The sequence below is a fragment of the Lactobacillus sp. M0393 genome (assembly GCF_016102025.1).
Taxonomy (GTDB): domain Bacteria; phylum Bacillota; class Bacilli; order Lactobacillales; family Lactobacillaceae; genus Lactobacillus; species Lactobacillus melliventris.
Genome location: NZ_JACFPK010000002.1, coordinates 207959 through 234952, shown reverse-complemented (window position 1 = coordinate 234952; position 26994 = coordinate 207959). Strand labels below are relative to the sequence as shown.

General features: G+C 35.5%; 22 protein-coding genes and 1 other RNA gene. 19 read left to right on the top strand and 4 right to left on the bottom strand.

Annotated features, from left to right (window positions below; translation table 11 throughout):
• The first annotated feature begins 6 nt into the window (after window positions 1-6).
• The 6 genes from H3R29_RS02460 to H3R29_RS02435 all read left to right on the top strand — a co-directional run bounded on the left by H3R29_RS02460 (window position 7) and on the right by H3R29_RS02435 (window position 6241).
• Complete coding sequence (locus H3R29_RS02460) at window positions 7-2796, top strand: helicase C-terminal domain-containing protein (RefSeq protein ID WP_198202482.1); 2790 nt, start codon at window positions 7-9, stop codon at window positions 2794-2796.
• Window positions 2783-3265: a hypothetical protein gene (locus H3R29_RS02455; RefSeq protein WP_198202481.1), complete on the top strand. Its 483-nt coding sequence runs from the start codon at window positions 2783-2785 to the stop codon at window positions 3263-3265. The genes H3R29_RS02460 and H3R29_RS02455 overlap by 14 nt, the downstream gene beginning before the upstream one ends.
• A 67-nt stretch (window positions 3266-3332) precedes the next feature.
• Window positions 3333-4631, top strand: coding sequence for an asparagine--tRNA ligase (gene asnS / locus H3R29_RS02450; protein WP_046324841.1), 1299 nt, complete (start codon window positions 3333-3335; stop codon window positions 4629-4631).
• Window positions 4632-4704: 73 nt separating this feature from the next.
• The gene (locus tag H3R29_RS02445) at window positions 4705-5346 is read left to right on the top strand and encodes a DnaD domain protein (RefSeq protein WP_046324840.1); all 642 of its coding nucleotides are present in this window, start codon (window positions 4705-4707) and stop codon (window positions 5344-5346) included.
• Window positions 5347-5976, top strand: coding sequence for an endonuclease III (gene nth / locus H3R29_RS02440; RefSeq protein ID WP_198202480.1), 630 nt, complete (start codon window positions 5347-5349; stop codon window positions 5974-5976).
• Window positions 5977-6040: 64 nt separating this feature from the next.
• The gene (locus tag H3R29_RS02435; protein WP_046324838.1) at window positions 6041-6241 is read left to right on the top strand and encodes a DUF3923 family protein; all 201 of its coding nucleotides are present in this window, start codon (window positions 6041-6043) and stop codon (window positions 6239-6241) included.
• Between the two features lie 38 nt (window positions 6242-6279).
• On the opposite strand, the gene H3R29_RS02430 is transcribed toward H3R29_RS02435, so the two are convergent.
• Both H3R29_RS02430 and recU read right to left on the bottom strand, forming a co-directional pair.
• Window positions 6280-8646: a transglycosylase domain-containing protein gene (locus tag H3R29_RS02430; RefSeq protein WP_198202479.1), complete on the bottom strand. Its 2367-nt coding sequence runs from the start codon at window positions 8644-8646 to the stop codon at window positions 6280-6282.
• On the bottom strand, window positions 8636-9268 hold the full coding sequence (gene recU, locus H3R29_RS02425; protein WP_046324836.1) for a Holliday junction resolvase RecU: 633 nt from the start codon (window positions 9266-9268) through the stop codon (window positions 8636-8638). Before recU ends, H3R29_RS02430 begins: the two co-directional genes overlap by 11 nt.
• 69 nt (window positions 9269-9337) lie before the next feature.
• Between recU and H3R29_RS02420 the strand changes: the two genes are divergently transcribed.
• The 10 genes from H3R29_RS02420 to H3R29_RS02375 all read left to right on the top strand — a co-directional run bounded on the left by H3R29_RS02420 (window position 9338) and on the right by H3R29_RS02375 (window position 21107).
• On the top strand, window positions 9338-9904 hold the full coding sequence (locus H3R29_RS02420) for a DUF1273 domain-containing protein (RefSeq protein ID WP_046324835.1): 567 nt from the start codon (window positions 9338-9340) through the stop codon (window positions 9902-9904).
• Between the two features lie 92 nt (window positions 9905-9996).
• Complete coding sequence (locus H3R29_RS02415; protein ID WP_046324834.1) at window positions 9997-10437, top strand: DivIVA domain-containing protein; 441 nt, start codon at window positions 9997-9999, stop codon at window positions 10435-10437.
• 26 nt (window positions 10438-10463) lie between these two features.
• An RNA gene (gene rnpB, locus H3R29_RS02410) (RNase P RNA component class B) lies at window positions 10464-10833 on the top strand.
• 65 nt (window positions 10834-10898) lie between these two features.
• Complete coding sequence (locus H3R29_RS02405; protein ID WP_198202478.1) at window positions 10899-12032, top strand: class I SAM-dependent RNA methyltransferase; 1134 nt, start codon at window positions 10899-10901, stop codon at window positions 12030-12032.
• A complete protein-coding gene (locus tag H3R29_RS02400; protein ID WP_198202477.1) occupies window positions 12019-13248 on the top strand; it encodes a metallophosphoesterase in 1230 nt (409 codons plus the stop codon). The genes H3R29_RS02405 and H3R29_RS02400 overlap by 14 nt, the downstream gene beginning before the upstream one ends.
• A 569-nt stretch (window positions 13249-13817) precedes the next feature.
• Window positions 13818-15494 (top strand): formate--tetrahydrofolate ligase, encoded by a 1677-nt coding sequence (locus H3R29_RS02395; protein WP_198202476.1) that lies wholly within the window; start codon window positions 13818-13820, stop codon window positions 15492-15494.
• A gap of 9 nt (window positions 15495-15503) precedes the next feature.
• Window positions 15504-15971: a signal peptidase II gene (lspA, locus tag H3R29_RS02390; protein ID WP_198202475.1), complete on the top strand. Its 468-nt coding sequence runs from the start codon at window positions 15504-15506 to the stop codon at window positions 15969-15971.
• The gene (locus H3R29_RS02385; protein WP_122037578.1) at window positions 15961-16872 is read left to right on the top strand and encodes an RluA family pseudouridine synthase; all 912 of its coding nucleotides are present in this window, start codon (window positions 15961-15963) and stop codon (window positions 16870-16872) included. Before lspA ends, H3R29_RS02385 begins: the two co-directional genes overlap by 11 nt.
• Entirely contained in the window at window positions 16873-17928 is a 1056-nt protein-coding gene (locus tag H3R29_RS02380; protein WP_046324826.1) for a carbamoyl phosphate synthase small subunit, read from the top strand.
• 2 nt (window positions 17929-17930) lie between these two features.
• Window positions 17931-21107 carry a carbamoyl phosphate synthase large subunit gene (locus tag H3R29_RS02375; protein ID WP_198202474.1) on the top strand — a complete coding sequence of 1059 codons (3177 nt, stop codon included), beginning with the start codon at window positions 17931-17933 and terminating at the stop codon, window positions 21105-21107.
• Between the two features lie 31 nt (window positions 21108-21138).
• Here H3R29_RS02375 and H3R29_RS02370 read toward each other — a convergent pair whose 3' ends face one another.
• Window positions 21139-22827: an NFACT family protein gene (locus H3R29_RS02370; RefSeq protein WP_198202473.1), complete on the bottom strand. Its 1689-nt coding sequence runs from the start codon at window positions 22825-22827 to the stop codon at window positions 21139-21141.
• A gap of 338 nt (window positions 22828-23165) precedes the next feature.
• On the opposite strand from H3R29_RS02370, the gene H3R29_RS02365 reads away from it, so the two are divergent.
• The 3 genes from H3R29_RS02365 to H3R29_RS02355 all read left to right on the top strand — a co-directional run bounded on the left by H3R29_RS02365 (window position 23166) and on the right by H3R29_RS02355 (window position 25218).
• Entirely contained in the window at window positions 23166-23567 is a 402-nt protein-coding gene (locus tag H3R29_RS02365) for a MarR family winged helix-turn-helix transcriptional regulator (RefSeq protein ID WP_198202472.1), read from the top strand.
• Between the two features lie 88 nt (window positions 23568-23655).
• Complete coding sequence (locus H3R29_RS02360; RefSeq protein ID WP_198202471.1) at window positions 23656-24534, top strand: DegV family protein; 879 nt, start codon at window positions 23656-23658, stop codon at window positions 24532-24534.
• A gap of 48 nt (window positions 24535-24582) precedes the next feature.
• Window positions 24583-25218, top strand: coding sequence for an NUDIX hydrolase N-terminal domain-containing protein (locus tag H3R29_RS02355; protein ID WP_198202470.1), 636 nt, complete (start codon window positions 24583-24585; stop codon window positions 25216-25218).
• Between the two features lie 18 nt (window positions 25219-25236).
• Here H3R29_RS02355 and xerS read toward each other — a convergent pair whose 3' ends face one another.
• Window positions 25237-26322: a tyrosine recombinase XerS gene (xerS, locus tag H3R29_RS02350; RefSeq protein ID WP_198202469.1), complete on the bottom strand. Its 1086-nt coding sequence runs from the start codon at window positions 26320-26322 to the stop codon at window positions 25237-25239.
• Between the last annotated feature and the right edge of the window lie 672 nt (window positions 26323-26994).

Sequence of the window (26994 nt, the reverse complement as noted above, 5' to 3'; positions counted from 1 at the left end):
TGCAGAATGAAATCATTTGAGCAGACCGTTTTTGCAGTTGTTGATCTGGAAACTACCGGAACACAGCGAGAAGATAACAATCATATTATCCAGTTTGGCTGCGCCATTATTAAAAATATGAAAGTTGTCAAAACATATTCGTTTATGATTAACCCCCACCGTGAAATTCCAATAGCGGTTCAAAATCTGACTCATATACATAATAAGGATGTGGCTCATGCAAAAGATTTTTCTTTTTATGCACCAAAGATTGTAAAAATTTTAAAAGATACTGTTTTCGTTGCTCATAACGTCAATTTTGATTTGCCGTTTTTAAATTATGAATTAGTACAACATGGTTATGAGCCCTTAACCAATCGTGCAATTGACACCGTGGAACTGGCCAAAATTGCTTTTCCTACGGAACCATCATATAAATTGAGCGATTTAACGGCATTATTGCACATTAAACATTTAAACCCCCATAAAGCTGACTCTGATGCATATGGCACTGCAGTTTTACTAATAAAAATTATTGAGCGGCTCGAAAGTTTACCCCAATCTACTCTTAACACGTTAAGCTCTTTGGCGCACGGTTTAATCCGTGACACCTCTTGGATCTTTACGACTATTGCTGATGATGCACGTAAAGAGAAACGTCCTTTATCTTCTGCATACCAACAAGTACGACAAATAATCTTGCGTAAGCAGGAAAAAGTAGCAATCACCGCAGGTCAGTCGTCAACTACTTTTCCGAAAAGTGATAGCGCAAAAAAGAAGCTGTTTCAAAATAAAATTAATTACCGGCAACCGCAGGTAGACCTAATTAATCGCATTGAACAGTTTTTAAGCGCCTCAAAGCAAAGGACACTATTAGTTGAAGCTCCTAATGGTACCGGTAAGACTTTTTCTTATTTATTTGCTTATTCCTATCATTTATATACCAATAGAAAATTAGTAATTGCTACGCCTACAAAAGTTTTGCAAAGACAGATTATTAATCATGAAATACCCCAATTATTGAACGTTACCAAGTTGGACTTAAAAGCCGAAGAAGTCAAAGCCAGCAGTCATTACCTTGATCTAGATGGCTTTTATCAGAGTTTATATCAAGGTACTCCTAATAAGTTGACTTTAGTTTTGCAAATGCGTATTTTAGTATGGTTAACCGAAACCAAGACCGGCGATTTAGACGAACTGCAGCTCACTAGCTATCGTGCACCTTTATTTACTCAAATTGCCCATCCTGGAGATGCTCGCGTTGGTAGCATTTTTGCGGGCGTTGATTTTTGGAACTTGGCTAGACAAAGGCAAGAGCAGGCTGACATTTTAGTGACCAATCACGCCTATTTAGCCAATCATTATAACGATACTATTTGGGGACAAAATCCGTATCTTGTTATTGATGAGGCTCACCGCTTTGTAGACAATGTTATCAGTTCTAGAAACGATTCGTTTCAGTTCGAATCATTATGGGGAGCTCTCAACCATCTGCGTAATTTGCTTTATTATGCCGATGACAGTGTGTTTAATCAATACGGTAATGACGTTCAGTTTAATTTTTTATTGGAAAAGCTGGATCCGGCAATCCTTGAATTAATTAAGGTAATAAATCATTTGCAGCGTTTACTCTGTTCTAAAAAGAAAAAGGCTGTCAGCCAAAATACTTTGGCTAATGGTAATTTGCTACTTAGCTTTAGAGGAAGGGATTTATTTCCCAAAAATAGTCATTTTTTAGTCAAACTGACGGAGCTGCAGCGGAAGCTGGAAGACATCAGGCAAAATACCAATCAAATTTTATTTAAGATGTACAATGAAACTGACAATTCAAATATTGACCGGGATGCAATTTTAAGTGAAACTTCAGGCCAAATAGATCAACTGGATGATTTTATTACAAAAAGCTATCAGTTATCTGATTTGCTTCGTAAAAAGGCTTATGTTGAATCAGAAGGCTTCATTGTGACTTTAACTAATCCTCAAGATCCTTTGAGTGCCAATTTAAGCTGGCTGATGCTTGACGCAACGCCAGAGTTGCAGAAAATATACGCTCGCTTCGATCACATTTCATTTGTAAGTGCAACTTTGACTAGTGAAAATGGTTTTGATTTTATAATTAAACTTTTGGGTTTAACCGACTTAGCACCACAAAAATACATCGGAACAAGCACATTTAAATTAGCAAAACATCTTGAGGTTTTATCTGTAACTGATTTTCCAGATATCAATGATCCTACCTACGAAAAAAAGCTAACACAAATTATTGAAAATGACTTGGCAAATAAAAATCACGTTTTAATACTAATGACAAATTTAGAACAAATTAAAAAAACATTTAGTGCTATTATCAATTCGCCCAACTTACGTGATTTTGAAATTTTGGCTCAGGGTGTTTCTGGGTCAAATAATCGTATTATTAAAAGATTCGCCATTGCTAAAAAAGCTCTGATACTTGGTGCAGATAGTTTTTGGGAAGGAATTGATTTTCACGAATGTGGTGTAGATTTGGTAATAGCAACAAAATTGCCATTTGAAGCCCCCGATTTACCTGAAGTTAAGTTGCGCCAAAGACAGCTCGTTGACAGAGGAATTGACGTTTTTCATTCTGACACGATGCCTCGGGCGGTTATTCGATTTAAGCAGGGAATGGGCAGGCTAATACGTGGAGAGCAGGATAGAGGGCAATTTTTAATATTAGATTCGAGAATTTGGTCTCAGGATTATGGTCCTATCTTTCTGGCTGCGGTTCCCGTTAAAGTTAAAAAAATATCTTTGAATGATTTACAAGAAAAGCTAGAAAACTATGATACAAGATGATACTAAACAAACATTTAAATTTTTAGCATGGGTATTCTTAATACTGGTATTGTTATACTTTGCTTTTATAATAATTTTTTATAAAGCTGGTAATCCTGAAAGAGCAGAAACCCGCGAGCTTAACAAAATTGCCCTACAAAAGACTCCGATCAAGTACACCGAAAAGACCTATCATTTGAATCGTGGCATTAACAGCTATTCTTTAAAAGGCCTGACTAAAAATCATAAGACCTATTATTTTATTTATTTGCCTGGGTCTAAAAAAGCATATTTATATCCAGCAAGTAAGGGTGTTAATGAAGCAGTTATCCGCAACAAATACAGTGCTAAAAGGCCAACTGCAAAAATTACTGAGGTAAATCTAGGCTGGTATCAGAATAAGCCAGTTTGGGAAGTAAGTGCTAAAAATGATGCGGGGGAATATCATTATCAACTTTTTGATTTTAAAAATGGAAAATTAATAGGTTAAGTCGCTAAATTGCTCAAACTTTGGTATTATTAATTTGATTATGATAAGGAAAGTGGAATAAAAGTTTATGACAGAATTAATTTCTATAGCAGATTGTCGCAATCATGTCGACCAGGAAGTGCAAATGCACGTTTGGCTGACGGATAAACGTTCAAGTGGCAAGATAGTTTTCTTACAATTACGTGATGGTACAGCATTTTTCCAAGGCGTTGTTCGTAAAAATGCTGTTTCAGATGAAGTTTTTGAGACAGCAAAATCACTGCATCAAGAAGCAAGTTTCTACATCAAGGGGACTGTTCATCAAGACGAACGTTCTCACTTTGGTTATGAAATTCAGATTTCGGATTTGAAGCTTATTACTAATAATGAAGGCTATCCTATCGGTAATAAAGAACACGGTATTGAATTTCTTCTTGATCACAGGCATTTGTGGTTAAGAAGCAAGCGCCCATTTGCGATCATGCGAATCAGAAACGTCATTTTCAAAGCAACTGTTGACTTCTTTGAAAATGAAGGTTTTATAAAATTTGATGCTCCGATCTTTATGCATTCTGCTCCCGAAGGAACTACGGAATTATTCCATACTGAATATTTCGGTGGGGATGCATACCTTTCTCAATCTGGTCAACTTTATGGTGAAGTAGGGGCTGAAGCATTCGGAAAAATTTTTACGTTTGGCCCAACTTTTAGAGCAGAGGAGTCAAAAACTCGTCGTCATTTAACCGAGTTCTGGATGATGGAGCCGGAAATGGCCTGGATGCATCAAGCTGAATCTCTTGCTTTGCAGGAACGGTTCTTGTCATATGTTACTGGACAAGTTTTACAAAATTGCCAATATGAACTGGAAATTTTGGGAAGAGATCCTAAGAAGCTTGAGCCAGCTTCTCAGGGCAATTATACCCGCTTGTCTTATGATGATGCAGTAAAAATGTTGCAGGATGATGGACGAGACTTTAAATGGGGGGATGATTTTGGCGCACCTGATGAAGCTTTTATTTCTGAACAATTTGATCGTCCGTTCTTCATTGTAAATTATCCAACCGCTATTAAACCTTTTTATATGAAGAAGAATCCTGAGAACCCTAAGGAATATCTATGTGCAGACGTTCTAGCACCTGAAGGTTATGGCGAGATAATGGGTGGTTCTGAACGTGAAAGTGATTACGATACCTTACTTAAACAAATTCATGAAGCTGGCTTAAATGAAAATGATTATAGCTGGTACCTTGATTTGCGTAAATATGGTAGCGTACCTCATTCTGGCTTTGGCATGGGATTTGAACGGGTAATTGCTTGGATTTGTAATTTAGACCATGTTCGTGAAGCTATCCCATTCCCAAGAATGATTAACAGACTTGAGCCTTAATAATAAAATCAATAAGATAATTAAAAGTTGAACTAAAATTACTTTAGTTCAACTTTTTTAAAGGAGAAAAATCATGCAATATAATGATTACCGTGCTTTAGGTGTAACTCTGTTATCAAACGGTTTGCTAGCTTATTATCCCCAGCTAAAAATCGATGACGCTGAAATGATGGTCATTTTGCAACTGGAAATGTTTGCTCAAAAAGGAGACTTTTTTCCAACTAATGAAGAAATTGCGGCCAACACTAATTTTTCCGTTGCAGAAATTGGATCCTTATTGCAAAAATTAATTGAACAAAATTTTTTGGTAATTGATCAAGTAACTGATCAAAAGGGCATGATTGGAAATAAATATAACCTTAACCAGCTGTACGACAAACTGGATAAATTGTTGGCAGGAAAAACTGATAGTACCCTCAATAAAAATGGCAAAGATAATTCAACCTCTGTAATTGACAACAGTCCTCTAAATCAATTAGTTCGCCAATTTGAAATTGAATTTGGCCGCTACTTAAGCCCAATCGAACGCGAAGAAATTGCTGCTTGGCTAAACGTTGACCATTATGATCCTGCTATTATCAGGCTGGCTTTGCGGGAAGCTGTTTTATCTCAGGCATATAGTTTAAAGTACATCGATCGCATTCTGTTAAATTGGCAAAGGCATAATTTAAAAACAGTGAGTGAGGTCCAAAAGTTTTTGAGGAGGAATCGCTAAATGGAAACAGAAAAAATTCTTAGTGCTAAAGAAGCCAGAAAAGTTTTAGAATGTATCAACAAAATGTATCCTGACGCAAAAAGTGAATTGGTGTGGGATAATAAATTTCATTTATTATGCGCGGTTTTAATGAGCGCTCAAACCACTGATAAAATGGTAAATCGAGTAATGCCTAAATTTATGAAAGACTATCCTGAACCAAAAAATTTAGCAACAGCAACGATTCCGGAAATAGAAAAACATATCTCTCAAATTGGACTTTATCATTCTAAAGCTAAACACTTAAAAGCAACTGCTGAAATTTTAGTTTCAAAATATGATAGTAAAATTCCTCATGACAAAAAGAGTTTGCTTTCTTTACCCGGAGTCGGAGAGAAAACCGCCAATGTTGTTTTAGCTGAAGGATATGGCATACCTGCGATAGCGGTTGATACTCATGTGTCGCGGATTTCTAAGCGTTTTCATATAGTACCGCAAAATGCTAAGCCACTGGAAGTAGAAAAGAGATTAGAGGAAATTTTACCTAAAAGTGAATGGATTCATACACATCACGCTATGATTTTATTTGGTCGCTACTCAATGACAGCACGGGACAAGAATGACCCTTATACTTATTTAAAAGAAAAATAGTGCTAAAAAACTAAAAAATTTAGTATAATTCCTTTAACAAATTAATTAAAAGGGGTTTTAAAACATGAGTAGGTGGCGCATAACTAACATTATTTTAGTTGTTTTATTTGCAAGTTTGGCATTATTTCTCTGGCTGCGTCCCTATGATGGCACGGGTACAGCTAATACAATGAATGTCAAACTCATTTCCTTAGCTGTTTTAATAGTCTTTTTTGCTTTTATTGGCCTAATAGAACTAATAGTTTATTTATTTGTGAAAAAATAATAAAAGAACCGCTGAAATTTTTTCAGCGGTTCTTTTAATTAATGATGATTCTCGTCATTGGCCGAGTTATTACTTTCGCCCCCAGGCTTGTTCGGCTTTTGTTCATGGTGCGGGTTATTTTCAGAATTGGAATTATTTGCATCATTATTTTGACTAGAATCAGATGAATTGTCTTTACCAGTATTACCTGTTTGCGGCTTATCTTTTAAATTCTTATCTTTCTTTTCATTTTTATTGTTTTTGGTCGTTGAACCATTTTCGTGATGAACTGAATTTCTTTCTTGAGTATTGCTGGTAGAAGATGAATTATTTGTATTAGTTTTTTCATCGTCTTCATCATAGTCGCTGCTATCATCAACTATACCAACAGGAGAATGTCCACGAACAAACAGTTGCCATTCCCCAGTAGAAGAAACCTCTGGAGGATTCGAATTTTTAGCAATTCTAGCCCTAATCACCGAATCGGGCTTTTGCCAGTCAACATTTTCTTTATTTCTCATTAAATAGGTCATCATGTTTTTATAAAAAAGCTGCGCTGACTGCTGTCCGATGCCGGAAATAGTACCATCTTTTAGATTATCGTAACCGGTCCAAACACCAATTGCATAACGAGGTGTGTAGCCAACAAACCAGGAATCCTTTGGCGTAGCTGCGTACCCCGGATAACGTGCTAAATCTTGTTCAGAATATTTAACGGATCCGGTTTTACCGGCATGATACAAACCATTAATCTGGGCATTTCTGCCGGAACCATGTTTTATAACACCTTTTAACATATCCGTAATTATGTAAGCTGTGGCTTTACTCATAACACGAATACCCTCAGAATCATAATTTCTGGTTAATCCATCAGGAGTTTCAATTTTTGAAACAAATTGCGGTTTATGATAAATACCCATCGTTGCAAATGCACTAAAGGCTCCCGCCATTTGTAAACTGGAAGCATTCGCACCAATGGCTACAGACAGTCCGGAATCTTTCGGAATATCAATGTCCATTTTGCCGGCAAACTTTCTCGCACGAGGTATGCCGACTTCTCTTAACGTTTTTACTGCAGGAACATTACGTGATTGTTCCAATGCATACCGCATTGTCATCATACCATCATATTTATTGTCCCAGTCGTATAATTGAACGTTGGTTCCCGGATAGACGTATTTGCTATCATCTAGCATTTTAGCTGTTGACCAATTAAGGTATTCAATGGCAGGGCCATAATCTAGAACAGGCTTAATTGAAGATCCAGTTGAACGAGTAGTTTGCACAGCCCGATCTAAGCCTAGCTGGACTGAAGAAGGCAGATGCCTGCCGCCCAATATAGCTACCACATGACCATTGCTAGGATCAACTACGGAAGCACCAATCTGCATTTTATCGTTAGTAAAGGGAACCTGCCCATTATTAGCCAATTGATATAGTTTCTTTTGAGCTTTCTGATCCATATTAATCGTAATTTTTAAATTATCACGGAAAGGATCAAAACCCTTTGCCCGAACTTCGGCAATTGCTTCTTTAACATATGGATCATTAATTTTACGTAAGTTTGACTGTTTGCGCTGATTATGTGGTTTTAAACCCTTTTTAATGCTTTCCTTGCTGGCCTCATCATATTGTTCTTGCGAGATTTTCTTATTCTTCAACATCGCCTTTAAAACGATATCACGGCGGTATTTGGCATATTGCGGGTAGGTATAAGGATTATAAACAGTCGGCCTGTTAGGCATACCTGCCAGCATCGCTGTTTGAGCTAAGTCTAGGTCTCCAATTTTTTTACCATAATAAAAATTAGCCGCGGTGCCAATTCCAGTATTGCCATAATTCATGTAAACTTTATTAATGTAGAATTCTAAGATTTCATCATGACTGTATTCTCGCTGCACCCTCATGGCCAGCCAGGCTTCTTGAGCCTTTCTGCGTAAAGTCCGTTGGGAAGCAGCTGTTGAAAATTTTGTCAGCTTAACTAATTGCTGGGTGATGGTAGATCCGCCGGCAGAGATACTTTTACTCTTGGCATTAGTTAACATTGATCCTACAATTCGAATCGGATCAATTCCCAACTTATCCTTATAAAAGCGTTTATCTTCAACCGACACGATAGCATCTTTTAACAGTTGCAAATCTTTGCTGTCCTTGACGTATTGTCGCTTTTCGGTACCTAAAGACATTACAAATTTACCATTTGTATTATATAATCCTGAAGAGCCGCCACTTTCAAGGTCAGCGCGACTAATATTGGGAGCATCCTTAGCGTAAAATGCAAATAGACCAACGCCGGCTACCAGAAATAGAAAAATAACCAAAAACGTCCACTTAAGTATGCGGCGCCACAATGGTTTAGGTAAACTTTGGCGGTAGTTTTTACGTGATTCACGTCCATTATTTGAGTTGAAATTTTTATTTGTCATCGTGTATTTTCCTATCCGAGATAAAAGAATCTACAGCTTTCAAATACGGAAGTGTTGGTTGAAAACCGTTCTTAATCTCTATTGACCAATCCTCGACTTCTTTTAATGTTAATGAACTTTTGTTTTTTGTCCACCAAGCTTTGATAATTGCGCTTGCGGGAGTAACAAAATAGCGGTTTAAGCTTGTAAATCCTATTATTGTAAAGCATATTCCTTTTTGCTTCAAGCATTCTGCTAAATGAACTATTTGATGTTCGTGGAAATTTTTTAAGGGAAAATTAGTTTTGTTTTTGGTTTCTTTAGCTTCAAAATCCAAATAGTAACCTTTATATACACCATTATAATCTGTGGTCGATTCCTGGCGAAAGTATGCTTCTTTTATTACTGCACGTGATCTTTTAGGGTAGTCTACCTTAACAATTTGAACAGGCGTAGGTTTTTTATGTACCACGGCTATTTCTTTAGTACGATAATATTTATTAGATTCATTAATCATCTGTTCAAGGTTCATCCCTCGATCGGAAAAATTAATATTTTTATGTTTTCTTCTTTTATGTGAAGCTTGGGGCTTATCATTTAAGTTGCGAAAAGCGGCAGAACTGCCGGTTGGATATTTGACCATAAATATCACTCCTGCTAGCATTATAGCAATAAAGAAAAAGTTTTTGAACAAGGAGCCATTTGTTTCATTATGCAAAGACTATGGGTAACTGGGTACCGTAACTACGAATTAAATACATTCGGAGATAAGGATCCCAAAATCAAAATCATAAAATTAGTTTTAAAAAAACATATGTTAAATTTATTGGAGAATAACCAGCTAGATTGGGTAATAACTGGAGCAAATCTGGGAGTAGAGCAATGGGCCAGTGAAGTGGCCGTTTCCTTGCGGGAAAAATATCCTTTAAGAACATCTATTATTGTGCCCTATGAAGACTTTGCCGGCAGATGGAATGAAAGCAATCAAGAAAAGTATCTTAATTTAAAAAGTCAAGTTGACTTTTTTGCTTCTACATCTAAAGAACCGTATCAAAACCCAGTTCAACTGCGCAATTACCAGAATTTTATGCTACTACATACAGATAGAGCCTTAATGCTTTATGACCCTGAAAATCCAGGTAAACCCAAGTTTGATTATAATTTAATCAAGAAATATCAAGAAACAAAAGAATATCCGCTTGAATTAATTGATTTTTATGATCTACAAGATGAAGCTGAGGAGTATCAAGAAAATCAAGAAGATAATTATAAAGAATAAGGATAACTTTATTTTAAAATTAACATTTTTGTTTTAAGCATGGCTAGTTTTTGCTAGAATAAAAGTGATAAAAAAAGGAGTTGTATATTATCATGGCAGATTTAAATGATATTCAACTATCCACACAGGATATTTTAAAAAAACAATTTAGGACAAAAGTTAAAGGCTTAGACCCTGATGAAGTTGACGCTTTTTTAGATAAAGTAATTGCAGATTATGACACCTTTGAGCAAATAATTGAAGACCTTTACGGCCAAATTGGCAAGCTGCAAGGTGAATTAATGGATGACCATCATAAAGAGCAAGCTCTTGATTCACAAAAAACAAGGAGAATAACTCCAGTAACATCTGCGGAAAGTATCAAGACATATACCCCTAATCATGAACGTTCAACGCAGAGCTTCAATCCAATTAATAAATCAGATACACAAACTGAAAATTCCACTAATATGGCCATTATTCAACGAATTTCTACTCTTGAACGCAAAGTTTATAATCTTGAACAACGAGTTTATGGGTTACAAAAAGAGTAAGCTTTGATATAATTCTTAATGGTGCAATTTTTGAGCAGTCGCGGTTTGATCTGAAAGAGGTCAGGCTGAGGAAAGTCCACGCACGCACGAGCTGAGATGCTTGTAGTGTTCGTATTTAGCCCAATAAGCTAAAGAATTTTAAGTTACGGCGAAAAAAGTGCTAAGTCATTCTAATGATATGCATGAATATTCTGAAAAGTGCCACAGTGACGAAGCAGAAGTGGAAACACTTTTGGTGGAACGAGGTAAACCCTGCGAGCGTGCAACCCAAACTTGGTGGGGGCGTTCAATCTAAGAAAATGAACTAAAGATTGGATTGCTACTAATATAGCAAAGATAGATGGCTGCTACAGGTATTTATGCCACAAATACTTGAACAGAACGTGGCTTACAGAAATTTGCATTGGCAGCGTTGAGCTTTTCAAAGGGCTCAACGCTTTTTTTAAAGGAAAGAATAAAAGATGAGAAAATATCAGTTATATACAACTATGGGTGTCGGCTTTGAAAGCGTTGTTGCAAGAGAACTACAAACGCTGGGATATCAAACCCATACGGAGAATGGTAGAGTATTTTTTGAGGGCGATCAAAAAGATATTGTCAAAACCAATCTATGGTTGAGAACAGCAGACCGCGTTAAAATTTTACTTAAGGAGTTCAAGGCGACCGATTTTGATACACTTTTTAATCAGGTTTATGATATTGATTGGGCTGAGCTATTACCAGTTGACGCTAAGTTTCCTGTTAAAGGCCGGTCAGTCAGATCAAAGTTGCACTCTGAACCTGGTATTCAATCAATTGTAAAAAAGGCGATTGTAAATAAAATGTCCGATCAGTATCATCGTCGTGGCTTTTTACCAGAAAATGGTAATGAATATCCTCTTGATATTCATATTAATAAAGACATTGCCCGCATATCGCTAGACACTACTGGTGCCAGTTTATTTAAGAGAGGCTATCGGATTGAACATGGTGGAGCACCGCTGAAAGAAAATTTTGCGGCAGGATTATTAAAACTAACTCCATATGATGGCAGCCATCCTTTGATTGACCCCATGACAGGTTCAGGTACTTTAGCTATTGAAGCAGCTCTAATAGGGAAAAATGTTGCCCCTGGGATTTGGCGGCAATTTGCTTTTGATGGTTTTGATTGGTTTGACAGCTCTATTCATGATGAATTGGTAGCGCAAGCTAAAAGTGAAATTAAGCCTCTTGACCAGCCAATATGGGCCTGTGATATCGACCAATCCATTTTAGAAATTGCCAAATTAAACGCCAACAATGCTGGTGTTTTACAGGATATTTACTTTAAGCAGGTTGCAGTAAAGGATTTTGCCACAGACTTAGAAAATGGGGTTATAATCGCTAATCCGCCTTATGGTAAAAGGCTGAAAGATCGGGAATCAGCTGAGGTAATTTATAAACAAATGGGTGAGTCACTTTTAAAATATGACACATTCAGCCAGTATTATTTGGTTGGCGATCCAGCATTTGAAAAATTTTTCGGTAAAAAAGCGACCAAAAAGCGCAAACTATTTAATGGCAACTTAAGAGTTGATTTCTACCAATATTGGGCAAGAAAAAATGATTACAAATAAAGCGAATACCGAATTTTGGGTGATTACAGATACGCATTTAATTGCAGATAGCTTGCATGATGATGGTCAAGCGTTTCAACGTATTCAAGATACCAGTCAGGGTAAAGACCTGGTATATCAAGAAACAGCTTTGAGGGCTCTTACTGCTTTTGCTAATGAAAAAAAGCCGGCAGCTATTATTGTTACTGGTGACGTTACTTTTAACGGTGAGCTTATTTCGGCACAAAAATTTGCAGAAATATTTCGTAATTTAAGTGAAACTAAATTACTGGTTTTGCCAGGAAACCACGACATATATGATGGGTGGGCCAGAGCTTTTCAAGGTCCTAATCAGCTTTATGCCCATCAAATAAGTCCCACTGATTGGCAAGGAATTTTTAAAAGCTCATATGATTGTGCTCAAAGTATTGATCCCAATTCATTGGCATACAGCGTACAATTAAATAAAGAATACCTCTTACTATTACTTGATTCCAACATTTATGGTGAACATGAAGCTAGTGGAGCTCCCTCTACTGAAGGGCAAATAAGCGAAGAGCAAATTGTCTGGTTAGAAAAGCAGTTAGAAAGTGCCAAGATGAGGCACCTTAAACCACTTTTATTCATGCACCATAATCTTTATGTTCATAATCCAGCGGTTAATCGCGGCTTTGTTTTAAACAATGCACAAACATTATGCCGTTTATGCCAGGATTATAAGGTTAAAGTGGCTTTTTCCGGCCACATTCATGCTCAAAATATCGTCGAGCCACAGGCAAAAACACCCACTACAGAAATTGTTACTTCAAGTTTTTGTTCATACGATCAAGGATATGGCATAGTCAAAGTAAGACCGGATCACATTGAATATCAGCGACATACATTTGATATGAAACCTTTTTTAACTAAAGAAGAACGGCTAGATCCGAATCTGGTTCACTTTCACAGCTACTTAAAGAACATTCAAATAAGAAATTTAACTGGTAATTCAAATAGAAAAGATCACTTAAACGATGATCAATCTAGATTGCTACAAAGGGTAAACCGTCTTTTTATTGAAATGAATTATCAATATTTTACGGGTCATAATCATATCGCAAAAAAGCAACTAAAAAATTTATACTCGTCTAAAGAATTTAACATCTTAGTTAGTCAAAGGCCGCGATTTAGCGACTATATGAAAACTTTATTCGACACTACTAATCACAGTAACCTCAATGCAGAAGTTTGGTATTAACAGGGATTTTTATGAAAAAAAAGCATTTTATTATTTTAGGTCGTAGTGGATTAATATATTTTTGCTGGATCTTAATTGTATTTTTCTTGAGTCTGATATTTTTATATGAAAGCACTAAAGTTTTTAATTGGCCAGCACTTATTTGTGCTTTAATTTTCCTTATTTTATTGCTCTATACTTATTTTAATTCTTATTGGGATACGAGCATATTCAAACTCCCATTTCGTTCTAGGACCAAAATGTCATCTAAGCCAACTATTTTACTGCAATGGCATTTTTTAAAAATTTATGAAATTAAATTGGACGAATTTGGCCACTATTATTTGTTAAGATTTGAAAAATAAAATAGTTAAACTAGAATAATTTTGGCAAAAGTAGCTATTTTATTTATAGAAGAAAATTTAGCTTTATTCATAATTTATAGCAGGTTATGCATAAAAAATGCTTAATGTTTGATATAATGACAATTGATTAAAGAAAAGGTGGGACCTAAATTCTAATATGAAAAGGATATTACTTAAGATGGATGTTTAGTTATTAAATTTTATATACAGAAAGAGGCATGCGCAATGAAATCAGATATTCAAATTGCACAAGAAGCACACGCATTACCCATTAACGAAATTGCTGCTAAGGTTGGCTTAAGCAGTACAGATATTGAGCCATATGGCAATGATAAGGCCAAGATCAATTGGCAGGCAATTAAAAAGACATTGGCAAACAAGCACCTTGGTAAACTGATTCTGGTTACTTCAATTTCTCCAACTCCAGCTGGAGAAGGTAAATCAACAATGACTATTGGTCTGGGAGATGCCATTAACAATCAATTACACCAGAAAACGATGATTGCCTTGCGCGAACCTTCAATGGGCCCAGTTTTTGGCTTAAAAGGCGGAGCAACTGGTGGTGGACAAGCCCAGGTAATTCCAATGGAAGACATTAACCTCCATTTTACGGGAGATATGCATGCCTTGACAGCTGCTATTGACACTTTGGCAGCCTTAGTAGACAACTACATTTATCAGGGAAATGAACTTGGACTAGATCCTGACCGGATTCTCTTGAAACGAGGAATTGACGTAAATGATCGCAGTTTAAGAAATATCACTGTAGGACAAGGTTCAAAGTTCAACGGAATTGAGCATAAATCCAGTTTTGCAATCACAGTTGCCAATGAACTAATGGCCATTTTGTGTTTGGCTACCGACATTAATGATTTAAAAAAGAGAATTGGTCTAATGCTCGTGGGCTACACTAAAGATGATAAGCCTGTGTATGTCAAGGATTTGGGATTTGAGGGTGCAATTGCAGCCTTGCTTTCTAACGCCTTAAAGCCAAATCTAGTGCAAACAATTGAACATACACCCGCTCTTGTACACGGTGGACCTTTTGCCAATATTGCCCACGGTGCCAATACCGTTATGGCAACTAATTTAGCATTGCATTTAAGTGATTATGTTTTAACTGAAGCAGGATTCGGCAGCGACTTAGGTGGTCAAAAATTCATGGACTTTGTATCTGAGCATTTGGATAAAAAGCCTGATGCCAGCGTGGTCGTGGCGACCGTACGTGCCTTAAAATATCAAGCAGAAGGTACTACTGAAAACTTAAGTAAAGAAAATCTGTCTGCTTTACGTAGCGGTTTTGCAAATCTTAAGAGACATATGAACAATATGCGTAATTATGGTATTCCTGTGATTGTTTTAATTAATCATTTTGCAACTGACAGCGAAAATGAACTTTCGCTTTTACAGCAATTGATTAAAGAAGAAGGAATTGATTCTGTTGTCGTTGATTATCATGAACAGGGCTCAAAAGGCGGAATAGAAGCTGCGAAAGCTGTCCTTGATTTAGCAAATTCAGCAGCTGGCAAGCTGGTACCCACTTATCAAAAAGATGATAAGGTAAAAACTAAAATTGCTAAAATAGCACAAAAAATTTATCATGCAGCTAAAGTAGAATATACTGAAAAAGCCGAAAATGATATTCATGAACTTGAGAAAATGGGGAAGGATAGGCTGCCAGTCATTATTGCCAAGACACAGTACTCATTTACTGATAATCAAAAACTATTAGGAGCACCAACAAATTTTACTTTGCATGTGAAGGGCGCCAGTCTGAAAAATGGAGCTGGATTTATTGTTATCACCACTGGACATGTTTTAGATATGCCAGGATTACCTAAACACCCAGCAGCATTAGATATTGACGTTGACAATAATGGTAAAATTAGTGGCTTATTTTAAAAAGTATCAATGCAATTCTTATATTTAATTATTTCATTATTTATTGTACTTCTTGATCAAGGGTTGAAATCCTTTATTGCCGGTAATTACCGGCTGGGAGAAACGCAGCAGATTATTCCCCACGTTTTTTCATTTACTTATGTACAAAATGACGGAGCTGCTTGGAATATTTTGCCCGGTCAAATGGGACTTTTTTACCTGATTAGTATTATCGCTATCGTAATTTGTTTATATTACCTGTTACGAAACAATTTTCACAGTAAGCTTTTTGATTCTGGTGTAGCACTGGTTTTAGGCGGAATTATTGGCAATTTAATTGACCGTATTCATTTAAAGTATGTTATTGATATGATTCAAGTTGACTTTATTCACTTCAATATTTTTAATATTGCTGACTCTGCCATTACAATTGGCATAATATTGGTATTTATTTATCTACTCTTTTTTGACGAAAGCGAAAAAAACGATGTTAAATAAATACCAGCTTGTTATCCATGATGAAAAGGGCAGAATAGACAAAGTTCTGGCAAACGCAATTCCTTCTTTATCACGTTCGCGAATTCAGGAATTGCTCCATGATCAAAATATCCTGGTTAACCAAAAAATAGTTAAGTCGTCCTATAAGGTTCAAAAAAATGACTTAATTACGGTTATTGTTCCAAAATTAAAGCCACTGGCTCTAGTCCCAGAAGATATTCCATTAGACATAGTTTATGAAGATCAAGACGTTATAGTAGTTAACAAGCCACAGGGTATGGTAGTCCATCCAGCTGCTGGACACCCAGATCACACACTCGTTAATGCATTATTGTTTCATACGAAAAATCTGGCTAAAAGCCCTGAAGGATTTCGTCCGGGCATTGTCCATCGCATTGACAAGGATACATCTGGTTTATTAATGGTGGCCAAAAATGCTTTGGCGCGTGAAAGTTTAGAAGAACAATTGGCCACAAAAACTAATAAAAGACTGTATTTAGCAATAGTACACGGCAATTTTTCTGAAAAGCAAGGAACAATAGAAGCTCCAATTGGACGCGATCATTATAATCGTAAAAAAATGGCTGTAGTAGCAAACGGCAAAGAAGCCATTACACATTTTACTGTTCTTGAACAATTTCAAAATTACAGTTTACTCAGATGTCAACTTGAAACAGGTCGGACTCATCAAATCAGGGTACACCTTGCTTATATTGGACATCCTGTTGCAGGGGACCCATTATACGGACCGCATCATACCTTAAAGGGAAATGGTCAATTTTTGCATGCTCAAGTATTAGGGTTCAGACAGCCAACAACTGGTAAATGGCTCGAATTTGCAGTAAAACCTCCACGAATTTTTTTGCAAAGACTGACTGAATTGAGAGAAAAAAGTGATTAAATGAAACGATATTTGATTCTGGAAAATGGTCAATCTTTTCCAGGAGAAGGATTAGGAGCTTCAATAATTTCTACCGGTGAGTTAGCAATTCAAACGGGTAATTTTGGTTATCAAGAAGCACTGACTGACCCAACCAATACAGGTAAAATTCTCGTATTTACTGCCCCAATGATTGGTGGCAACGGTATTAATGCTATTGACTATGAAAGCATTAATCCGACAGTAAAAGGAATAATCGCCAATGATGTTGCACAAAATATTTCCGAAAGTGGCAACTTTCAGGATTTAGCTTCTTTTTTAAAAGAAAAAAATATACCAGCAATTTTTAATGTCGATACCAGAGCCTTAGTTCATCTTTTGAATAAGGAGAAAACAATCAAAGCGTCGATTATGGACACAAATGATGAACATGCTTTTGACCAAATTAAAGCCTTGGTATTGCCCAAAAACAAATCTGCAGCTGTTTCTACTAAGAATGCCTATGCAGTACCGAATGTAGGGAAAACTGTAGCTATAATTGATCTGGGTTTAAAGCATTCCATGCTTAGAGAATTATCTTTAAGAAAGGTTAATGCTACAGTTTTACCATATAATGTTGCTGTGCCCGATATTGAAAATTTGCGACCGCAAGGAATTATCATCTCGGGAGGGCCTGGCAGGCCAAATGAATTGATGCCAGACCTAGAACCAATTCTCTCAGCATTTTATGGTCAAATTCCCATTTGGGGAATTGGCTTAGGGTTTTTAACATTAAGCGATTTTTTGAATTTTGAACTTGTCGACTTACCACAACCATATAATGGTATTAATTACCCTGTAATTGATCAAAATACAAACAAGATTTGGCAAGTGGCTATGAATATTGATCAACTGGTTCTGCCAAACAGCGTTCAATTCAAAATGGAAAGAGAATTTTACGATCTTCACAGTGAATTACTTGCCGGTTACAGCAATAAAACCAATAAGGTAATTGGTACAGCTTTCAATGCCGAAGGAGCACCAGGAAGTCTAGATGCTCTTCCCATTTTTGATAACTTTGTAAAGATGATGGTGTAAACATGCCTTTAGATAATGATTTAGATAAAGTATTAATCATCGGATCAGGTCCAACTTTAGTCGGTAAAGTATCCGAAACTGATTTATTAGTTGAAGACGCTATTAATGCACTTTTTGAAGAAGATATTCAAGTTGTTTTAGTCAATCCTAACCCTGCAACTATTTCTACTGATAAAAAGCCCGGCTTAACCGTATATCTTGAGCCAATGACCTTGGAATTTCTCAAAAGAATAATTCGCATGGAAGAACCAAATGCCATTATCTCTGCTTACGGCTCTACAACTGGTTTAAAAGTTACCCGGGAACTTGTTCAAGATGGTATTCTGAGTCAAATGGGAGTGCGCTTGTTAACTTTAAACAAACGCACTTTGGCAATTGACAATCATCAAAAAATGAACGCTTTTCTGACAGAAAATCAGATTGAGGCCAGCAAATATTGGAATCTAACTGATTTCGATGCAATTAATTTGCAAAAACAACTGGAAGAGTCCGTTCACTTTCCTGTGATGCTTATCAAACAAAATGATTCAGCGCTTAACCAAAAAATTATTTTTAATAATATTACTGATTTAAACGAATATTTACAAAAAGAAAAACGACTGGAAAATTTTTCGTTTGGCAATTATCACTTAGCAGAAGACTTATCTTCTTGGGACGAAATAATTGCCAATATTATTCGTGATGGCTCAGGGAATACACTTTTTACTAATCTAGCAGATACTATTGAGTCTGTAGCTATTAATGCCGGTGATTCTGCGGCTGTAATGCCAGCCTTGACCCTTAACAATGACCAAGTACAAAGGATTCGGACAATTGCCAAAAAAATAGCAGACAGTCTGCAAATAGTAGGAATTCTTAATATACATTTCGCCGTTAAACACGAAGGTACTAAATTTGCTGTCAAAGTTTTATCGATAAAGCCCAGACTAACGCGTAGTGCTATTTGGTCTAAGAGGATAGGACTGTATAGTTTGGGTTATATTGTTTGTAAAATTGCACTCGGTTATCGTTTAGATGAAATTAAAGATCCTTTATCAGGACTTAATGCTGCAATCGAACCAACCTTAGACAAAGTAGCCATTAGGATGCCATTTTGGTCATTGACGCAATCTGGTAGCAATCATTACAAATTAGGCAGCAGAATGCAGGCGAGTGGAGAAGCTATTGGTTTAGGTACGAATTTTGAATCTGCTTTTTTAAAAGGTCTGGCTTCAACAGTAAATATAAAAATGTCACTAAGCGTTTTGCAGGCGGAAAAAGCTAAGGATAAATCAGAAATTATTTCTGATCTAAAACAACCTGATGAGTTACATTTACTTAAGCTACTCGCTGCAATTGCAAAAGGTTTTAGTTATCAAGAATTACATGAAATTGTTCATATTCATCCAGTATATTTCCAAAAGCTGTTTCATATAGTTGAAATTGGTCATAAATTAGTAAATGAGCACTTAACCGATGAATTATTAATTGAAGCCAAAAAGAGGGGGTTTCGTAATCTTTTAATTGCTAACTTATCTATGATCAGTGTGGATGCAATTGAAAAAAGACTTGTAAAAATACATTTAAAACCCGCCTTCCAGCAAATTGATGGCACTGCGGGAACCATTAAGCCATTAGTTAAAGCATATTATGGTTCATTTGGAGTTCAAGACGAAAGCCGAGTTTTGACTGCCTCTAAAAAGGTTTTAATAATTGGAATGCTGCCATCACAAGTGTCAGTTACGAGTGAATTCGACTACATGATCAGTCATGCAATTGATACTTTACATAATAATAATTATGACATTATTTTACTTTCAAATAACGATGAATCAGTTGCTATTAGCTACAAAAGAGTAGCTAAAGTTTATTTTGAGCCAATTACAGTTGAAAGTATTCTTCAAATTGCCAAGAAAGAAAAAATCAAAGATGTTTTAATACAGTTTTCTGGTAAAGAAATGAATGCTCTGCGTAAGAAACTTATCGAAAACGGTCTCAATATTTTAGGTAACAAGGATGTTAATCCTAAAGATCGCATAAAACAGGCGTTAAATAAACCAGTAAAAAATTTAAGTCAAAACAAACTCCTAACGACTGTTAATAAAAGTGCTGCTCAGAAGTTCATTAAAGAACACGGATTTCCAATTTTAATTGGTGGTTTTAATAATTTGGGAGTAAAGCAAAAATCGGCTGTCGTTTATGATTTACCAGCCTTAAAAAAATATTTAAAAGAAAATCAGCTTTCTAAGGTAAGCTTATCTCATTTTATTGAGGGAAATAAATATGAGATAACTGCCATTTCAGATGGAAAAAATGTAACCCTTCCAGGTATCATTGAGCACTTGGAACAAACAGGTTCACATGCGTCAGATTCAATAGCTGTTTTTAAACCACAAAACTTATCCAAAACGGCCAAGAAATTATTAACTGAATTTACTATTGCACTAGTTAAGCGTATCAATATGCGTGGTATTTTTACTTTACATTTCTTAATTGTTGATAAAAAAGTATATTTATTACAAATTAAGCCTTATGCCGGCCATAATATTGCTTTTCTTTCCAAGGCTCTTGGTAAGGATATTACCAAATGTGCGACAGAAGTTTTAATCGGAAAGTCTTTGCCTGAATTAGGATACAAAAGTGGATTATGGCGTTCAAATAGCTTTATATTTGTTAAAATGCCAGTCTTTTCTTATATTAATTATCAAAGCGAAAATACGTTCGATTCTAAAATGAAGTCTTCTGGTTCTGTTATGGGCAGGGATACGGAACTCGCAAAGGCCTTATACAAAGGGTATGAAGCTAGTGGTTTAAAAATACCAAATTATGGAATAATTTTTATATCGGTGCGCGACGAAGACAAGAAAAAAGTTACAGAATTGGCTCAAAGATTTTATCGGTTAGGCTTTAAAATAATTGCAACCGAGGGCACGGCTAATGAACTGGCAGAAGCCGGTATTACAACTGGAATAGTGTCAAAAATTAGTCATGGCTCTCGCAGCTTATTAGACAAGATTCGCCAGCATAAGATTGATATGGTAATAAATATTACAAATTTATCTGATTCCGCTAGTGATGATGCAACTAGAATACGCGATGAGGCTTTGAATCAGAACATACCAGTGTTTTCAAGTATCGAAACTACTGAACTTATTTTAAGTGTTTTAGAGTCTTTATCATTAACCACTCAGCCGATTTAAAAAGCGAGGATGATTTCTTCATCCTCGTTTTCTAATTTATTCTCTTCGATAATACCCTGGTTTTTTCAGGGGTTACTTCAATTGAATTTTGACCAGTATAAATTACAAAGCCTGGTTTTGCTCCATTTGGTTTTTTGACACGTTTATCTTGAACATAATCGACTTGTACGTGCGCAGAATTTTTAGCTTTAGAGAAATATGCGGCAATTTCAGCTGTTTCTCGAATGTCCTCATCTGTCGCCTCAGCTGATTGCAAAATCACGTGTGAGCCCGGAATATTTTTAACATGAAACCAAATATCAGTTTTATTGGCCTTTTTTAAAGTTAGCCAGTCATTTTGCAAATTATTCTTGCCAACTAAAACAGTTTTACCCGAAGATATACGAAATTTATTCAGATTTTTTTCGGTAATTTTCTTTTTCCGTTTTGGTTTTTGGGGCTTCTTCAAATATCCCTGGTTCATTAACTCTTCAGTAATTTGATCGATATCTTGCGGTTCAGCATTATCAATTGCAGTCTGAACAGAATCAAAATAATCTAAGTTATCCTTAGCAATAGATATTTGCTCTTTAACGTGTTTAATAGAATCACGTAATTTTTTATATTTAGTGAAATATTTCTGCGCATTACGGGCCGGAGAAAGGGCAACATCAAGTTTAATTTTTAGTGGGCGATTATTATCATAATAATTTGGCAAAGAAACCTCTGCCATCCCTGGCTTAACTTGCGATAAATTTGCGTTAAGTATTTCTCCTTGTATCCTGTATCCTTCAGAATTTTCTGCCTGTTCTAGCTGCTTTTTGAGCTTAACAATTTTTTTGGTTAATTTTTTGTACTCATTTTTGATTAGCCGCTCAATTTGAGCTGACTTTTGCCGTACCCAATCTTGATTTGACTGATACTCGTAAAACTCATTTAAAGCATGATTAATATCCGGATCAGCACTTTCTTTTGTCAGGTTAAGATGGTAGGGTAGGTAGGGAAAAATCTTACGTTTATTTTTTGGCGTTTTTAATATAAAAGCGCCTTTTTTATTAAACTGATCCATAAAAGTTTTAAAGGACGAATAAGAAAAATCATCTTCCAAATAACCAGTGAGCTCCTGACGATCGTCACGATCCAGGCCACCAATTTGACTGGCAAAATCTACTGGATCAGAATGCATAGTTTTTTCTCTAAACTCTTTTTCTGTTACTTCAAAGCCATTTATTCCAGATATTAAGGGCGGTAATTCATATTTTGCTTTAGGTAAAAGCAGCCGCACTCTGTTTTCATCTGGATTAATCCGTTTAAGCAAATCGATTATATGTCCACTTTTTTGATCATAAAGTATGACATTACTATGTCGTCCCATTAATTCTAAAGATAAAACTAACTGAACTTGATCTCTCAGCTCATTACGATTACTAAAATTAAAATTTACTATGCGGTCCACACCCAGCTGTTCAATCTCTTTTAATACTGAGCCTTCCAAATATTTGCGCAGTACCATGACAAAAGTAGGAGCCTTATCAGGATTGGCAATAGTCTGGCTAGTTATGTAAAACCGAGGGTATTGCGCATTTGCCGATAGTAACAACTGAATATTTTTGCGCTCTTTTCTAAAAGTTAATACTAAATCTTGTTCAAATGGTTGGTATATTTTTGAAAGCCGACCATTGATTATTTTTGGCTTAACACTATTTAAAAGACTATGTATGAATAAGCCGTCAAAAGCCATAATTATCACCTCAAAACACGCTTACTATTATATCAATTATTAAACAATTTGTATTCGCTTTAGGCAGATTTTATGATTAAATCTTAAAAAAGAGTACTACTAATCATATATTAATTATAAATCTACTTTTTAAAGCAGCTATTGCAAAAAACTGATATACTGGTAATATAGATTTAAAGTTATTAATATAAATATTTATAAGCAAAAAATAATAGTAAATAATATTACTATACAGGTAACCCAATTGTTTCACAAACTAATTTTCTTTGGGAAAACATATGGACTTTTTAAATACATGCTTATAAGTTATTTTGGTTTTTATCAGAAAAGGTAGTTAAATGGATGTTTTATCTTTTAGCACAATTGCGGGAAATATAAAAAACGAAATAAATAGAAAATGTGGCTTAAATTTATCACAAACTAGAATTTTGCTATATTTCGATCAAAATAACAATACAGCTTTAAAAATGGGAGATTTAGCTGACAATTTAAAAATTTCGTTATCTACATTGAGTAGACAATTACAGCAGAAGAAAACAGTTAGTTTTATTACAGTTAAAAGATCTGAGAAAGATTCAAGCAAAATTGTTTTGTTAAATGAAACAGGACTTCAAAAAATTATCCAATTAAAACAAGTATTAAAAGAGATAGAAGAATCCTTGTTGCAAGGTCTTAGCAAACAAGAAGTAGCAACTTTTAACCGCATCTTCAGTGAGTTATTACAAAGAAGTGAAAAATAATTTGTTCTACTAGTTGATGGTCGAAACACTTATTTTTTTATGCTATAATTCTCGTATGTTGTACAGACAAAAGCGAAAGGTAAGTTAGATGAAGATTGCTTTAGTTACTGATAGTACTAGCGCCATAACAAAACAAGAGGCGGAAAAAAACAATATTATTGTTATATCTATTCCCATAATCATAGGTCAAAAAGAGTACTTAGAAAATGTTGATATTACTTCTGATCAGCTTTTTAAAATGCAAAGAGAGGGAGCTGATTTTCCTAAGACTTCTCAACCAAGTAGTGGTGATTTAATTCGTCTTTTTGATCGCTTACATGACGAAGGGTATGAAGCTATTATCGCAATTACACTTTCAAGCGGAATTTCAGGTTTTTATCAGACACTTTGTAATATATCGGAAAACAATCCCAAATATAATCTACATGCTATAGATTCAAGGATGACAGTTCGTCTGCAGGGAAATTTGGTTTTAGCTGCAGCCAGAATGATAAAGAATGGTCTTGACCTTGATACCATTCTGGTAAAATTAGATAAAATCAAATCAACCATTGATGAGATTTTTGTCGTCAATGATTTAAAAAATCTGAGTCGTGGGGGACGTTTAAGCAATGCCACTGCTTTTATCGGATCCATGCTGAACATCAAGCCACTGCTTACTTTTAAAGATGGCGATATTGTGGCATTTGATAAGATTCGATCAATGAAACGGGCTTTTATCAAAATTAAAAGTTTAACAGTGGAAAAGATTGATAAGTTGCCTTATAAAGACCAAATTAAACTTTTTATCATTGATTCTAATGATAAAAGTCAAGCTGAAGAAGCAGAGGACTTTTTAAAGGAGAAATTTCCCAAGCAAAATATTTCAGTAACGAAGTTTAGTCCCGTTATTGCGACACATTTGGGAGAAAAATCTTTTGCTATTGGCTGGATGATAGATATTGATAAAATTGATTTAACAAAGTAAGAGCAACCTTTGAAAGGTTGCTCTTTTGCTAAGAAATTGGGGCTTTTTATGAAAAAATTAGACCAACTTTCAAGGTGGGCAATAGAACTACAAAGTATTGCTCAAGATGGCATTGAATACGGCCACGATCGTTTTGATAGAGAAAGATACCAGCAGATAAGAGAAATTGCCACAAAGATGATGGCTGCTAAAACTGGTGAGCCGATTGATGTGATTAAGGGGTTATTTAGTAGTGATGACGGTTATCAGACACCTAAAGTATCTACCAGAGCAGCAATTTTTAATAACCAAAAAATTTTGCTGGTGAAAGAGTCTACCGACAATTTATGGTCAATGCCAGGCGGGTGGTGTGAACCAAATATGACGGTTAAAGCAAATTGTATAAAGGAGGCAGAAGAGGAGTCTGGTCATAAGATCGCGGTTGAGCAAATCATTGCCATAAATAACCATTCAACTAACATTCATGATAATAAACGAGTTGAACGCGCTATCAATGTGTGCAATGTTATTTTTCTCTGCAGAGATTTAGGAGGAAAGTTTGTCAATAATACTGAAACTGAAAAATGCTCGTTCTTTGACTTTGATAATCTGCCACCTTTGTCAGTACCACGAAACTCTTTTGCAGAAATAAAAATGTGCTTTGAGGCTAATCAAAGTTCAAATTGGCAGACAAGATTCGAATAACCAAAAAAGCAAGCACTATTATGCTTGCTTTTTACTATTGTTTTTATCAGCTTCAGTAATCTCATTCAAGGCAGCTCTTTGCTTTTTTTGATCGACGTGAGTATATAAATCAGTTGCTGAAGTTCCTTTTTGTCCCAGCTGCTGGGCAACCAAAACCTGGTCTTTAGTCACATCATATAATTCAGAAGCCACAGTATGGCGCAATTTATGAGGGGTAAGTGGATGTCCAAAGGCAGCTGAATATTTATTAACCATCTTTTCAATTGCACTGGCAGTAATTCTTCTTGTTTTATTGTGCCACCGTGTAAGAAAAAATGCTACATCTTTTTTTGAGGCTGAATAGCGTTCCTGGCGAATCTTTTTATATCCTTTGATATAAATTATTGTCCATTCGGCAATTGGAACGCTGTCTCTTTGACCACCTTTACGTGTTACGTCCAACGTAGCCTTTCTAAAATTAATGTCAGAAACATCAATTCCTGCACATTCTGAGACCCTTATCCCTGTTCCCAAAATTAATGCAATAATTGCCATATCACGTTCTTTATTAACTTTAAAACCCGGTAGAGCATGTTTATTGCATTGAAGTTCGTATTTAGTAGCAATAAAGTCTAGAAACTGGTATTTTAATTTGCCGGTATACATGTGTGATTCAAGGACATGTGCACGGTAGTTCAGCGTTTCTGTATTATTGAGGGAATCAATTTTAAGCATTACATTTCGTTCAAAATATGGCTGACCATTAATATTATCAGCGGTTATGGTTAAAAACTTAAACAAGGACCTTAACGCATTTATGGAACGATTGATAGTAGTGGGGGAGTTAAGATTACCCTGCTTATTTTTGACGTGACCCAAATAGTTAATATAAAGCATAATGTCATTGCGCTGCAGTTTGGCCAAAGTTTCGGTTTCAATTTTTTGATTATTTTTAGCCTGTGAAATGCCTTCTTGGCGCAGCCAGTCAAAGAAACGTCTGATTTCTGTTAAATATTGATAGGATGTAGCTAAAGAATGACTGGTACCAAAGTTATAATCTTTGACAAAATCCGGCATTTTTTTCAATTCATCATCGATTAGATCTAAGTATCTTTTTGTTTCCACGTAGCAAAATTCTCCTGACTGAAATAATTATGTATTCTATTATAAAGCAAAATCAGAATGTATGTTTGTCTTTTTTATTCTTGGTTACCCTAAAGAAAGGGGAAAAATCAAACAGATAGTCGCTCAAGTACATTTATCGCACAGATTATTGAACTGCGGTTTAATTTGCTAGAAATTAAGAGGGTGATTTGATAAATATTATTTAGTTGTTTAAGCCTGATAATTAATTGCTAAAAATAGAGTGTTCAGATCAAAATTATAGAGCATTAGGAGAGAAAACCAGGTAATTGGAGCTAGCTGCAGCGTACTTTAAAAGAGGGGAAACAGCTTTATTTTTAAGCTATACATTAACATATTTAAAGCAACAATTTAAAATATCTCGTTTAAAAACTTACGCGCTAATTGCTAACTTTGTGTGAGCCATAGAGTCTGATATAAAGAAAATTTTGACTGCAATACTTCCTTTATTTGCTTTCATTAAAACTATAATTTTAATGAAAGCAATAAAATAAATGTAACACCAAATTACTATTTCCAGTAAATCGCACACTTTCTTTATACCAATTAAAAAGACACTAAACTTACCACTTACATTAACGATTCATACTTATGATGATTTGCCACTTAATACATAAACTTTTACGATTTAGAACTAGTTGTTTCTATATTAAA

Bases quoted from the DNA above. Each gene is read 5' to 3' on its own strand.
- H3R29_RS02460 (WP_198202482.1), top strand. From the start codon at position 7: ATGAAATCATTTGAGCAGACCGTTTTTGCAGTTGTTGATCTGGAAACT.
- H3R29_RS02455 (WP_198202481.1), top strand. From the start codon at position 2,783: ATGATACAAGATGATACTAAACAAACATTTAAATTTTTAGCATGGGTA.
- asnS (WP_046324841.1), top strand. From the start codon at position 3,333: ATGACAGAATTAATTTCTATAGCAGATTGTCGCAATCATGTCGACCAG.
- H3R29_RS02445 (WP_046324840.1), top strand. From the start codon at position 4,705: ATGCAATATAATGATTACCGTGCTTTAGGTGTAACTCTGTTATCAAAC.
- nth (WP_198202480.1), top strand. From the start codon at position 5,347: ATGGAAACAGAAAAAATTCTTAGTGCTAAAGAAGCCAGAAAAGTTTTA.
- H3R29_RS02435 (WP_046324838.1), top strand. From the start codon at position 6,041: ATGAGTAGGTGGCGCATAACTAACATTATTTTAGTTGTTTTATTTGCA.
- H3R29_RS02430 (WP_198202479.1), bottom strand. From the start codon at position 8,646: ATGACAAATAAAAATTTCAACTCAAATAATGGACGTGAATCACGTAAA.
- recU (WP_046324836.1), bottom strand. From the start codon at position 9,268: ATGGTCAAATATCCAACCGGCAGTTCTGCCGCTTTTCGCAACTTAAAT.
- H3R29_RS02420 (WP_046324835.1), top strand. From the start codon at position 9,338: ATGCAAAGACTATGGGTAACTGGGTACCGTAACTACGAATTAAATACA.
- H3R29_RS02415 (WP_046324834.1), top strand. From the start codon at position 9,997: ATGGCAGATTTAAATGATATTCAACTATCCACACAGGATATTTTAAAA.
- H3R29_RS02405 (WP_198202478.1), top strand. From the start codon at position 10,899: ATGAGAAAATATCAGTTATATACAACTATGGGTGTCGGCTTTGAAAGC.
- H3R29_RS02400 (WP_198202477.1), top strand. From the start codon at position 12,019: ATGATTACAAATAAAGCGAATACCGAATTTTGGGTGATTACAGATACG.
- H3R29_RS02395 (WP_198202476.1), top strand. From the start codon at position 13,818: ATGAAATCAGATATTCAAATTGCACAAGAAGCACACGCATTACCCATT.
- lspA (WP_198202475.1), top strand. From the start codon at position 15,504: ATGCAATTCTTATATTTAATTATTTCATTATTTATTGTACTTCTTGAT.
- H3R29_RS02385 (WP_122037578.1), top strand. From the start codon at position 15,961: ATGTTAAATAAATACCAGCTTGTTATCCATGATGAAAAGGGCAGAATA.
- H3R29_RS02380 (WP_046324826.1), top strand. From the start codon at position 16,873: ATGAAACGATATTTGATTCTGGAAAATGGTCAATCTTTTCCAGGAGAA.
- H3R29_RS02375 (WP_198202474.1), top strand. From the start codon at position 17,931: ATGCCTTTAGATAATGATTTAGATAAAGTATTAATCATCGGATCAGGT.
- H3R29_RS02370 (WP_198202473.1), bottom strand. From the start codon at position 22,827: ATGGCTTTTGACGGCTTATTCATACATAGTCTTTTAAATAGTGTTAAG.
- H3R29_RS02365 (WP_198202472.1), top strand. From the start codon at position 23,166: ATGGATGTTTTATCTTTTAGCACAATTGCGGGAAATATAAAAAACGAA.
- H3R29_RS02360 (WP_198202471.1), top strand. From the start codon at position 23,656: ATGAAGATTGCTTTAGTTACTGATAGTACTAGCGCCATAACAAAACAA.
- H3R29_RS02355 (WP_198202470.1), top strand. From the start codon at position 24,583: ATGAAAAAATTAGACCAACTTTCAAGGTGGGCAATAGAACTACAAAGT.